The organism is Leptolyngbya sp. FACHB-671, from assembly GCF_014695745.1.
Lineage (GTDB): Bacteria > Cyanobacteriota > Cyanobacteriia > Elainellales > Elainellaceae > JAAUTN01.
On sequence record NZ_JACJOV010000133.1, the window covers coordinates 117,092 to 129,897 of the forward strand.

Here is a 12,806-nt window from a genome sequence, read left to right on the forward strand (position 1 = left end):
GAGTATATCTAAAGAGCTTGAGAATGCACCTGCAACCTGTGGCAAGTAGCTGAGAAGATTTCAGACTAATTCTCTGAATCTTTCCCCTACTCAATACTTCACAGTCTTGTTGTGTTCTGTCGTGTCTCAACTTGGATGAGTAATGACTTTTGCAACCTACCAATCTAAGAAAATCGGGTATCGAGTAGGACGGTGGATTCGCGCTACAGTCTGGTTTGGGCTAAGTGTAGCTGTGAGTCTCTTGATCTGGGCGATCGCTCCAGCCACACACGCTCAAACACCTGAGACACCGTCAGCCGAGACATCGCCAGCGGAGACACCAACAGAAGATCCATCATTGGCTGCTCCTAGTCTCAGCTTGGAGCTTCCAGACTTTAGCGATTTACTTCCCTCTGATACATCAGAAATTGATACCCAATCTGTCTACCTGGATGGAAATCAACTGTTTGTAGTTGCTGCTCCAGATATAACCGTAGATGACCCTAACGATTTAGAAAATGGCTCCAGCGCTCTTAACGCACGGGTCAACAGCATTGAAACTCAACTCAAACAAATCGTTAATGCCGACTTTAATCCCGCTACACTACAACTCACTTCAGAATATGTAGAAGCTGAGGAAGTATTTGTAATTAATGCTAGCTACGGCACGGGCGAAAATGAGACAAACGAAGATTACTTGCTGACTGTTAATGCATTAGACGCTCAGGCAAACGGGGTTGACGACTTAGAAACCTGGACAAACGAGCTAACCGAAAGAATTGAAGGAGCACTGCTTAGAGCTGAGCAAGAACGTCGTCCAGACTCTTTAAGACAGCAGATCTCGATCGCCAGTGGCATTTTACTCGTGATGATTGTTGCAAGCTTTTTGCTTACTGTGTTTCAGCAGCAAGCCAAGCAAAAACATCGCTTTATTACAGCACGGCGAGAAGCAGATGCTCAAGAAATGTCAGCGGCAGCAGATACCGGCAACCCAACCGAGATGACGACTGCCCTGTTACAGCGGCAAATGCACAACCGCCAACAGCACAACCTCAACGAAATTCAGCGGCGACTGTTTCAACTCGGTCAAGTTTTCATCTGGGGAGGTGGCACACTAATAATCCTGGGGCTATTCCCTTACACTCGCTGGGTGCAGCCCCTAATCCTCAACTGGAATTGGATACAATTTCCGCTCTACATCACGCTGATCCTGTTTAGTACCTACGTTGCCATTCGTATCAGTGATGTTTTAATCGATCGCTTTTTCTTAGTTCTGCAAAGCGGTACCAGCTTTAGGGCAGAAACTTCTCAGCGACTAGCGCTCCGATTTTCAACTTTTTCCCGTGTTGCCAAAAGCATCATTGCAGTACTTCTAGTCAGTTCTGGAATTGTTACCTCTCTTGCTGTCGTAGGAATTGAAATTGCTCCTCTCTTGGCTGGAGCCGGGATTATTGGTTTAGGAATTTCTTTTGCGTCACAAAGTTTGATCAAAGACATCATCAATGGCTTTCTCATCCTATTTGAAGACCAGTATGGAGTCGGAGACGTAATCATCGTTGGAGACGTGGCGGGATTAGTGGAAAACATGAACCTTCGCATTACTCAACTGCGAAATGAAGAAGGACGTTTGATCACAGTTCCCAATAGCGAAATCAGAATTGTGCAAAACCTCTCCAAAGAGTGGTCTCGCGTTGACTTAACGATCACGATCGCCAACAATGCCAACCTGGACGAAGCGCTCAAAGTAGTTAATGACGTAGCTCAAGAAATGAGTCACGATCGCCATTGGCGTTCTCTAATTTTGGAGTCTCCTTTATTGTTGGGAGTAGATAAGCTTGATCATATCGGCTCAATGATACGACTTTGGATAAAAACCCAGCCGCTCAAACAGTGGGATGTTGCACGAGAATATCGCCGTCGTCTAAAGCTAGCCCTTGATGAAGCCGGAATTGCCATTGGCGTGCCTCAACAGTCGCTCGTATTTAAGAGCGATTTGCGCCTTGCAGGTGAATTAGCTGAGGAGCAGAATGGTGGTGAAGATGGACAAAAGGCAGACGGAGGATTTACTCATACCGAATCGCGTTCTTCCGGTCCAACCAATCCATTTCACGTGGGCAACTAAAATAAAGTGAAAAAGTTGAACCTATTGCACATGCCGTTGAAATCAATATCGCAATCCTAAATTTGCTTTTGAAAAAGCAATTTCAACGTGGGTTACATTAGCTTAGAGTTCAGCTTTAGAAGCCATGCAAAGCAACATCCGTCATACTCTCAAGACTGTTGCTCTACTAATGTTTGGGGCTGCGATCGTCCTGTTCCTCACAAATTGCAGAGCAGTTTCCAACCAGAGTTCAGATCAAGCTAGCTCAACTACAGTCGAAAATTCAACGGACGAAGTTCAACCTACGGGATGTGTCACGTCAATCAACGACCCTGCCGCTCCAGTCACCAACATTTACTCTAATCCTGAAGAACAGTCCAGCGAGGTGTTGGATGAATTGCCCAACAATACAGAGATAACAGTAGTAGGCTCTCAAAATGGTTGGCTGCAAATCAATTCACCTGCAGCAGGCTGGGTCTTTTTAGGATCAACAACGGTTTCCTGTGGTGACACCGCCGCAATTCAAACTGTCGTCGGTAATGTTGATCTGCTGAAGGAGAAAGCAATTGAAGGCGATCGCCTCGCTGCCGATATGCTGATTCGCTATGCATTTCAAGCAGACAGCGCAGGTGCCGAAGTCGCGCTCGGTGCAATTATGGAATGGGCACAAACGAATCCAGAATTACTCATCTCCGTTCTGGATGAACAGCCTCAATCTGTCCGAAATGGCGTGCTGTCTTTGCTCAAATTTTCTTTATCATCAGAGGCTCAATCTACCTTTGAAGCGGCGCTAACGAAACAAAGTTCAGATTCGCCAACGGCTCAAACTTGGCAGCAAGACGATCGCCCCTCTCCTTAGAGAAAGTTCAGCCAAAACTTCAAAATTTACTCCTCAACCGGGTTGCTAAACCTCAATTCCCTGCATATCTAAACTGCGCCATAAATACCAGGAGACGATCGCTCCATAGGGTTTCCACTTTTGCCCCATCAACTCCACCATCTTTTTGGTGGGTAAGTCATCTAGCTGATAGAGCTTTCGAATTCCAGCCCTCACCCCCAGATCATCTACAGGTAAAACATCAAGTCTCCCTAGCCGAAAGATCAATAGCATTTGAGCACTCCAACGCCCAATCCCCTTAACTTGAGTGAGCGTTTGAATGATGGCTTCATCTTCCATTTCTGCCAACTCTGCCATAGTAGGCAAACCGTCTAATATCTTCTGCGCTAAGTCTTTGAGGTAAATAATTTTAGAGCGTGAAATGCCAACTCCACGTAGCGTTTCATCAGGTGTGTTGAGAATATCCATTGCTGTCGGCAATCTTTCAGCGTAAAGCTGAAGAAACCTGCCGTGAATTACATTCGCAACTTTGGTAGAAAGCTGCTGATGCAGAATTGTTTTAGAGAGAGAAAATAGCAAATCTGCTTCAGGCTGGGGTTCCCCCAATTGACAGGGTCCAACCTGCTGAATCAGCTTTCCTAGAACGGGGTCAGACTTGATGAGAAAGGCGATCGCTGTTGAGTAATCCATTGCTGAAAAACTATATCTAAGGCTCTCGTCGTAACAAAGCAAAATTGGTAAAACTTGACTTCTAGATACCTAAACTTACCTAATTCTGTAGAAAATTTGTCAAGTTTATCGTATGAATAACAAGTCAATTTTTCCTTTAAAAATTAGTTGGGTTGGCTGACATCACTAGATTAATCACAGCAATAGAAGAGCAGTAAATAGCTGTCTTAGCATCATGCTAGTTACAACACAGATTCGACCATATTTAGCTGAAACGCTTTATCAAAAGTGGGCCGAGAAGAATTTAGCAATTGATATAAATTAATATAACTAGGTCAACTTCAATCTATTGACACTATCCATTTCGTATAAATACGGTAGTCAGAGCAATTCGTGAAGCCTGAATGAATTTAAAGAATTGGTGACTGTTTTTGATCTGCACTGGGGAAACCTATTGCCAAGTAAATTCGTGTGAGAATTAAAGCTATGGCAGACGCAGGGAATACCTTACAGGAAGCAAAGCGAGTTGCTTTTAGTAGAGGCTTCGCTAGATATTCAGATTCTCTCACTCCTACAGACCGCAACGACTACTACCGCATCGATATTAGAACTCGTAAGAGTCTTAGCGCTAGGGTTTTTGGCTTGACAGGTAATGCCGACCTTGCGCTTTACGGCAGCAGGGGTGGAGTGATTCGCCCTACTTCCAGGCAGCCTCTTACACGGGAAGAAAACATTAACCTTACCGTTGACCCAGGGACCTACTACCTTCGAGTTTTTACTCCTGAAGCAACAACCACAACTCGATATGCCTTAACCCTATCTGCTTTTGACGACAATGCCGGAAATTCCCAGACTAGGGCACGTGCTTTAGGAGACATTACTGGAGTCGTTAATCGTGTTGATTATACAGATTTTGTCGGAGTCGCAGACTTAAATGACTTCTACAGTTTTACAGTGAGCGATCGCAGAACTGTTAATGCCTCCATACGAGGTCTACGGGGCGATGCCGACCTGTACCTAAGAGACAGTGCAGGCAACATACTCCAGCAGTCTGTTACAGCAGGTACTGCTAGCGAAGTCATTACTCGTGCTTTAAATGGTCCGCTCACCAATGGTAACCCTGTCAACGACCCTACTAGACCTGTTACTTATTTCCTGCAAGTTGTTCCCAAGGCAGGTGTACGTACTGGATACACACTAGGAATCTCTACGGGTCCAGAAGCTGGGGCAACCGTTGCAAAAGCACGTAGTATCGACCTTACTTTTGATAGTCAAACTTATAGTGATGGACTCGGTGATGGGGATAATATAGACCTTTACAGCTTCAGGGTAGACACCCCTAGCGACTTTAATCTGCGGTTAGATGGCTTCAATGCAACTTTAAACGCGGATGTGCAGCTCTATCGAAATGACGGCTCAATTGCTCCCTTTACACCTCAAAACCTTGTTGCTTCATCGGTTCAAGGTGGACTAGGGATTGCAGAAAGCCTCACCAACCAGCGGTTGACTGTGGGCGATTACCTGATTCGAGTTAGCCGATTTGGCAACACGGGCAACTCCTCCTATAACCTGACATTATCGGGACTGCCAGGAGACAGAGCGCCAAACACAATTCAAACTGCCCGTAACCTTAACTTGAGCAGTACAAATATCCGCGCTCCGTTTACGCTAACGGGTACGGATGGTGCCCCTGAATTTATTAACCCTGCTGACCGGCTCGACTTTTACAAAGTGGACCTAAACTCAGGCGGTCGCACTTTCCTTAGCATCAGGCTCACCAACCTGCCAAACGGCAACTTGCCAAGCGGCACTGCTGATCTATTGCTGCTGCAAGATAGCAACAATGATGGAGTCATTAGTGACTCAAATGGCAGTGGCACTATCGATCTAGGCGACGAGGAAGTTATCTCCGTTTCTACCAGAACGGGTTCTTCTCCCGAAACGATTGGAGGCACTTTCCAGGATGGCACTTACTACCTCGCTGTTAGACCTGGTGTAGAAGGTCAAGCCAGCTTCTACGATCTCAGTGCTTACACTGCTCCAGGTGGCACAGTTCCTAGTATCACCAGAGATATTCTGTTTGGGGCAGGCAGTTCTGACCCTCGAGAATTTACTGATGTAAATGGTTCTCTTTACTTCATTGCTAACGACGGAGAAGGCTATGCCCTTTGGAAGAGTGAAGGAGTCATCTCCTCACGCCTTGGTACTGTACAAACTACGGCAAAAGTAAGAGTAATCAAACCAGGAGCAACAGAAATCGATATTTCTGGTCTCACCAATGTCAACGGCACCCTCTATTTTGCAGCCGATGACGGAGTTAATGGCACTGAGCTATGGAAGAGTGATGGCACCGCAGCCGGAACTGTATTGGTCAAAAACATCAACACTCTAGTAGGAGGTTCTTCTTTGCCCAGCTCGCTGACAGCAGTTGGCGATACGCTCTATTTTGTGGCTTCTGACCAGGGCAACAACTTTGAGCTATGGAAGAGCGACGGTACTGAAGCGGGAACTGTCCAAGTTGCAGATTTGGCAACATTGGAAACAGGACAACCAGTTAGCTCTTCTCCCGACAACTTGACCAATGTGAATGGTACACTCTTCTTCACAGCTACCACTAGGGCAACAGGAAGGGAGCTATACCGTCTTGATCCTGGCAGCACGGCTCCTCAACTTCTAGAGATTACGGAAGGCAATACCGGTTCTTTCCCTGAAAATTTAACCGTTGTTAACGATACCGGGCTTTACTTTACAGCGTTTACAGATGCAAATGGACTAGAAATCTGGAAGATTGGTGCTAGCGGTATTCCAGTCAGAGTCACAGAGTTTGGCTCACCAACTACGTCTGATTCGGAAGCTGCAAGTCTGACTGCGGTTGGCAGTCAGCTTTATTTCACGGCAGTTGATGGCAACTTTAGGGAGCAGCTTTGGAGCATTGATACGGCAAGGGCTGACGCGTTAACTCAGTTAACTAACGTTGACGGTGGAGCTAACCCTAGTAGCCTGGTCAATGTGAACGGCACTCTCTATTTCTCTGCTACCAAGGAAGTTATTGATGGAGTTGATGATCGGGAGATTTGGAGTACCAACGGAACTGCTACAGGAACTACAGCAAAGACCAGTATTGACTCCATTGAGTTCAATCCAAGTAATTTGATTGATGTCAATGGAGTTCTCTACTTCACGGCTAACGACGGCAATAGTGGGACTGAATTGTGGAGATATAACCCTGAGAGCTCTAACCCAAGAGCAGAACTTGTCTCCGATATTATTCCAGGTGCTATCGGCTCAAATCCAGAAGCCTTAACCAACATCAGTGGCAGATTGTTCTTCCGAGCTGATAATAGCTCTGATGCGAATGGCGACGGTGTAATCAACGAGCAAGAAGGAAACGGCATTGAGCTTTGGGGACTGTAACGACTGTAGTTTAGTCACCTGAATTGATTTGAGGGGTAGGGTTAGAGGTAAAGTTTCTAACCCTACCCCTTTCTTTTGAAGGTCTGCGCGTCGTGCTATGGACCTGGATAGAACGCATCTATTACAAGCAATCCTGTCACGAATCAATAGAATTGCTATATAGAATGGAGACATGGCAGTTGTTAAGACTGTTGGCAGGAGCCATTTAGCCCTGCTTGACTAGGCTAGATTAGTCATACCAGCATTAATTAGCCTGTTTCTACTTACTTTGTACATTCCAAAAGGAAAGATAGAGTCATGGGGTTATTTGACCGTGTTAGTCGGGTTGTCCGGTCTAATCTCAACGCCGCCGTCAGTTCTGCTGAAGATCCAGAAAAAATCCTGGAGCAAGCGATTATTGACATGCAGGAGGACCTGGTACAGTTGCGTCAGGCTGTTGCAAGTGCGATCGCCAGCCAAAAACGAATGCAGCAGCAACATAACCAGGCTCAGTCAGAAGCAAACAACTGGCAACAGCGGGCTCAGCTAGCGCTGCAAAAAGGCGACGAAAATTTAGCGCGTGAAGCCCTCAACCGCAGAAAGGTGCAAGCTGAAACAGCTACAGCGCTGAAGACACAGTTAGATCAGCAATCCTCAACGGTAGATACCTTAAAGCGCAATCTGATTGCGTTGGAAGGCAAAATTTCTGAAGCAAAAACTAAGAAAGATATGCTCAAGGCTAGAGCTAGTGCCGCCAAAGCCAATGAGCAGCTTCAAGGAACAATGAGTTCGCTCAACACCAGCAGCGCAATGGGTGCGTTTGAGCGAATGGAAGAAAAAGTGCTGCAAATGGAAGCTCGCTCACAAGCCGCGGCAGAGTTGGCAGGGGCTGACTTGGAGAGTCAGTTTGCTGCACTGGAGTCAGGTAGCGATGTGGATGATGAGTTAGCCGCGATGAAGGCGCAACTATTGGGTTCTGCAGCCCCGGCAAATCAAGCGCAGCTTCCCTCCTCCGAGCCTACGACTCAAGCCCCTCAAGATAAAGCAGTAGATGATGAGCTAGAAGCTTTAAAGAATCAGCTAGATCAGCTATAGAATCTAATTAATTTCGCCTGTTAAGGTTTGCTAGGAGGTTACGTTCCAGTGACGTAGCCTCTTTAGCGCTCTAAGCTTCTAGGAAATGCTTTTGTCTACTATGTCTGACCTGCCACCCCTCAGCATTGATACTATTTGGGCAATTTTAAACGACACGCTAGATGATGCGACGGTTAATCAGCTCGTGTGGCACTATCTGGGCTATCGGTACGATGCAACGGCAGAGCGGTGGAATGCTGCAGAAGTTTCTTCTGAATGGTTGGAGAACTATCCAGAGCCACCAAATTTTATTGAAGACCGTCCTGCTACGGTTAAGTTGACGCGCTCTATTCCCAAACCCAACAAGCAGCTTTTGAAGGAGCAACTTGGGTTTGAAGGGTACAAGGTAGGAGAGCTAGTTCCTCGTCTGACGAGACGCGCAACAATGGCAAACTGGTTGCTCAGCTATATGCGCGATCGAGAAACTGTAGGTTGAATAAGGGGCGATCGCTATTTAAAGCCGCTCTTTTAGTGAGGGTTAGTTATCAAACTCTCTGATGGTTTTTATCAGCCTAAAAGTAGAGATAAAGCCTTAGACATAAAAGTTTATTTCCTCAGAAAGATGTCTGAATGAATCTGAACCTCAGAGAATAAGTTCAGACTTCTTCCTAAAGGAATTTTATGGCTAACCAGATTGAATTTAGTTTATTTGCACCCTATAACAATGCAGCAACATTAATTGGGTCTTTTTCCGACTGGAAAGAAATACCCATGCAAAAAGATAAAGAAGGCTTTTTTCGCACTAAAGTTGAGCTAGAAGATGGCGCTTATCAGTACAAGTTTCGTGTACAGTCTAAAAGCTGGTTCTTTGAACCTGATCAATGGGTAGATGTAAACGATCCCTATGCAACAGATATTGATAACCCTACTCAAAATTGTGTTTTAACTATTAAAGACGGCGAAAGAATTGTTGATACTTATGTTTGGCAACATGATGATAAACCCTTACCTGCAGATCATGAATTAGTAATTTATGAAATGCACGTAGGTGACTTTTCAGGGGGAGAGGATGACCCTTATGCTCGTGGAAAGTATAAGCACGTCATCGAAAAGCTGGATTACCTATGCGAATTAGGTGTCAATGCAATTGAACTGATGCCTGTTAAAGAATATCCAGGTGACTATAGCTGGGGTTACAACCCCCGTTATTTTTTTGCAACAGAATCTAGCTATGGTTCTACGGCCGAGCTAAAGAATCTAATTGATGAATGCCATGCTCACGGTATTCGTGTTCTCATGGACGGCATTTTTAATCACTCTGAAGCAGAGAGTCCACTCACTCAAATTGACCATGATTATTGGTATCACCATGAGCCACGTGACCCAGATAATAACTGGGGACCAGAATTTAACTACGAGCATTATGACGAAAATCTAGAAACCCATCCTGCTCGTCGTTTTGTCGGTGATGCGGTTCGTTTTTGGATTGAGGAATATCACATTGATGGCATTCGTTATGATGCGGCTCGGCAGATTGCAAACTACGACTTCATGCATTGGATTGTGCAGGAAACTAAGCAAGCTGCGGGAGCAAAACCGTTCTATAACATTGCTGAACATATTCCTGAAACAACAGATATTACAGGTGTTGATGGCCCAATGGATGGCTGTTGGCATGAAAGCTTCTATCACTGCATTCTGGAACATATCAGTGGAGAAACTTTCGATTTAGAGCGTCTCAAAGATGCATTAGATGCTAAGCGTCAAGGCTTCTTGGGGGCTACTAATGTAGTTAACTATTTAACCAATCATGACCACAATCACCTGATGGTGGAATTGGCAGACCGCGATATTTTTGATGAAGCCGCTTTTAAGCGACTGAAGCTGGGTGCAGTGATGCTCATGACGGCAATGGGTGTGCCGATGATTTGGATGGGTGAAGAATTTGGGGAGTATAAGCCTAAAACAATTGAGCAGAATAAAATCGAATGGTCTTTGTTAGAGAATGACTTGAATCGAGGATTATTCGAGTACTACAAGGGCTTGATTTCCCTGCGTAAAGAGAGTCATGCACTTTATACCGAGAACATTAACTTCTTTCATGAAGATCCAGAGGGTAAAGTTCTAGCTTACGTTCGTTGGAACGATGAGGGGTCAAGAGTCGTTGTCGTAGCAAACTTCTCAGACCAATACTTGGCAGGCTATCGAATTGAAAATTTCCCAGAAAATGGTACTTGGCATGAATGGACGGGAGATTATGATATTGAGGCGGGCGATAACAACATCATGATTGACTTGCCAGAATATGAGGCGAAGGTATTTGTCTGGCAACAGTAGTAATTTACTCCTTTTCCACTAAAAGATTCAGGGATGCATCCCTGAATCTTTTAGTACCTAATCTTTAGCTGGGAAGGGATTAATGGAAACGCAACGGAGTTAATGGAAACGCAACGGAGTTAATGGAGACGTGGTTGATTGCATCTCTACTGCATCCGATCTATGGTGCGGTATTGAACTGCTTCGGCTACATGATGAGTCTGCAAATTTTCGTCGCCTGCCAAATCTGCAATAGTTCGAGCAACTTTAAGGATGCGATCGGTAGCTCTGGCAGATAGCCCGAGTTTTCGGATTGCTCCTTCTAACAAGGTGCGAGTTGCATTATCTAACAGACACCATTGTCTCAAGTGGCTGCTCTGCATATCTGAGTTGCAGCGCGGGGTATCGTTCTGAAATCGGGTGCGGGCGCGATCGCGTGCTACCTGCACCCTTTTTCTCACTGAAACAGAGTCTTCGCCAATTGGCTGTTGGGTAATTTCTTCTGGCTTCAAACGGTTGACGGCTACCTGCAGGTCAATCCTGTCCATTAGTGGACCTGAAAGCCTTGCCCAATATTGCTCTCTTGCTTTTGGCTTGCAGGTGCAGGGTTGAATTGTGTCACCAAAATAACCACAAGGGCAGGGATTAGTACTGGCAACCAGGGTAAACTGAGCCGGAAAAGACACCGATTGACGAGTCCGTGAGATTGTAACGTAACCATCTTCAAGCGGTTGACGCAGAAATTCTAAAACATCTCTTTTAAATTCTGTTAACTCGTCTAGGAAAAGCACTCCCCTGTGCGCTAGGGAGATTTCACCAGGACGAGGAAAGCTACCGCCGCCAACGAGTGAAGGTCCAGAGGCAGAGTGGTGGGGACTGCGAAAGGGGCGATCGCTGACCAAAGATCCCCTATCTTTCAATAATCCTGCAACTGAGTGAATTTGAGTAACTTCTAGTGCCTCGCTAAATGAGAGAGGTGGCAAGATACCGGGTAGCCGTCTAGCGAGCATAGTTTTGCCGCTGCCAGGAGGACCAACAAATATCAAGTTGTGCCCGCCAGCAGCGGCAATCTCCAAGGCGCGACGGGCATGAGCCTGTCCTTTTACGTCTTTTAAATCTAGACCGCAGAAGTGCGATCGCGTCAATTCTGCTAGCCCATCTACTTGTAGCGGTTCGTAACGTTCTGGCTCATTCAAAAAATCGGCTACTTCTGAAACGTGCTTGAATCCGTAAACTGCCAACCCTTTGACAACAGCCGCTTCGCGGGCGTTGTCGGCTGGTACGACTAGTCCTTTGATGCCTAAACGTTGAGCGGCGGCAGCGATCGCCAGCACCCCTGCAACAGAACGAAGTCCTCCATCTAAGGAAACCTCGCCTAAAAATAAATAGTCTTCTAGTAACTGAGCGTTAACCTGCTCAGAAGCCGCTAGGATGCCAATGCTAACAGGCAAGTCAAAGCTGGGCCCTTCTTTGCGTAAGTCAGCAGGAGTCAGGTTGATTACAATTCTTCGCATTGGGAAGGCATAGCCTGCGTTTTTAAGGGCGGCTTTTACCCTTTCCTTCGATTCCTGCACAGCAATATCGGGTAAGCCAACAACGACGATTCCTGGCAGTCCACCTGCGATGTCAACTTCAACGCCAACTTTGACAGCATCAATGCCAATCAAGGAGGCACTCCAAATTCTGGCAAGCATACAAATTTCATCCACTGCGGCTACCCGGTAGAGTGCCCTTAATTTTTGTTGGTAGAACAATTTTTCATGTCGGCATAAGCCTTTAGAATTTCAGCAAGTAGTTTTTGTAACCAAAATGAGCGAAATTCAAGAAACTATTTTCAGCAAGATCATCAAGCGGGAAATTCCAGCCGACATTCTCTATGAGGACGAGTTGGCGATCGCCTTTCGAGATATCAACTCGCAAGCTCCGGTTCACATTCTGGTGATTCCCAAACAGCCGATTCCACACTTGTCGGATGCAGAATCTTCAGACCACGCACTGATGGGGCACTTGTTGCTAACTGTAAAGCGAGTTGCAGAGCAAGCTGGATTAACCAACGGTTATCGAGTGGTGATCAATAACGGTGAAGACGGAGGGCAGACCGTTGATCACCTGCATCTGCACATTTTGGGAGGACGGCAGATGACTTGGCCTCCCGGCTGAGAACTGCTGAAATTGGGCTCTTTGCAGAGCGTTACCTTAGGCAATTGTTGAGAAATGAGTAACTAATCATGAAAAGCTTTACAAATTTCAACAAAAGCCTTAAGTTATGTACAGGTCGAGAAAACCGACCCAATACATCTTGTAAACCAAGCACTCATTAATCATGACAACGACTCTACAGCGGCGCGAGAGCGCATCACTGTGGGAGCAGTTCTGCAACTGGGTAACCAGCACCGACAACCGCCTGTACGTAGGCTGGTTCGGCGTTCTGATGAT

General features: G+C 46.0%; 9 protein-coding genes and 1 pseudogene. 8 read left to right on the plus strand and 2 right to left on the minus strand.

Annotated features, from left to right (window positions below; translation table 11 throughout):
• Positions 1-142: 142 nt before the first annotated feature.
• Together H6F93_RS20405 and H6F93_RS20410 are read left to right on the plus strand one after the other, a co-directional pair.
• Positions 143-2,101, plus strand: a complete 1,959-nt coding sequence (locus H6F93_RS20405; protein WP_190684559.1) for a mechanosensitive ion channel family protein — start codon at positions 143-145, stop codon at positions 2,099-2,101.
• Between the two features lie 124 nt (positions 2,102-2,225).
• Complete coding sequence (locus H6F93_RS20410; protein ID WP_190684562.1) at positions 2,226-2,939, plus strand: SH3 domain-containing protein; 714 nt, start codon at positions 2,226-2,228, stop codon at positions 2,937-2,939.
• Between the two features lie 45 nt (positions 2,940-2,984).
• Here the strand turns inward: H6F93_RS20410 and H6F93_RS20415 are convergent, their stop codons facing one another.
• Positions 2,985-3,608: a DNA-3-methyladenine glycosylase family protein gene (locus H6F93_RS20415; protein WP_190684565.1), complete on the minus strand. Its 624-nt coding sequence runs from the start codon at positions 3,606-3,608 to the stop codon at positions 2,985-2,987.
• A 450-nt stretch (positions 3,609-4,058) separates the two neighbouring features.
• Between H6F93_RS20415 and H6F93_RS20420 the strand changes: the two genes are divergently transcribed.
• The 4 genes from H6F93_RS20420 to H6F93_RS20435 all read left to right on the plus strand — a co-directional run bounded on the left by H6F93_RS20420 (position 4,059) and on the right by H6F93_RS20435 (position 10,391).
• Positions 4,059-7,001: an ELWxxDGT repeat protein gene (locus tag H6F93_RS20420; protein WP_206755752.1), complete on the plus strand. Its 2,943-nt coding sequence runs from the start codon at positions 4,059-4,061 to the stop codon at positions 6,999-7,001.
• 297 nt (positions 7,002-7,298) lie between these two features.
• A complete protein-coding gene (locus H6F93_RS20425) occupies positions 7,299-8,075 on the plus strand; it encodes a PspA/IM30 family protein (protein ID WP_190644084.1) in 777 nt (258 codons plus the stop codon).
• A gap of 100 nt (positions 8,076-8,175) precedes the next feature.
• Entirely contained in the window at positions 8,176-8,550 is a 375-nt protein-coding gene (locus tag H6F93_RS20430) for a DUF1823 family protein (RefSeq protein ID WP_190684572.1), read from the plus strand.
• A gap of 185 nt (positions 8,551-8,735) precedes the next feature.
• Positions 8,736-10,391, plus strand: a complete 1,656-nt coding sequence (locus tag H6F93_RS20435; protein WP_190644086.1) for an alpha-amylase family glycosyl hydrolase — start codon at positions 8,736-8,738, stop codon at positions 10,389-10,391.
• Positions 10,392-10,537: 146 nt separating this feature from the next.
• Here the strand turns inward: H6F93_RS20435 and H6F93_RS20440 are convergent, their stop codons facing one another.
• Positions 10,538-12,064 (minus strand): YifB family Mg chelatase-like AAA ATPase, encoded by a 1,527-nt coding sequence (locus H6F93_RS20440; RefSeq protein WP_190684575.1) that lies wholly within the window; start codon positions 12,062-12,064, stop codon positions 10,538-10,540.
• 115 nt (positions 12,065-12,179) lie between these two features.
• Here H6F93_RS20440 and H6F93_RS20445 point away from each other — a divergent pair, with 115 nt between their 5' ends.
• Together H6F93_RS20445 and H6F93_RS20450 are read left to right on the plus strand one after the other, a co-directional pair.
• Positions 12,180-12,530 (plus strand): histidine triad nucleotide-binding protein, encoded by a 351-nt coding sequence (locus H6F93_RS20445; protein ID WP_190644114.1) that lies wholly within the window; start codon positions 12,180-12,182, stop codon positions 12,528-12,530.
• Between the two features lie 163 nt (positions 12,531-12,693).
• A pseudogene (locus H6F93_RS20450) lies at positions 12,694-12,806 on the plus strand (photosystem II q(b) protein); the annotation flags it as partial.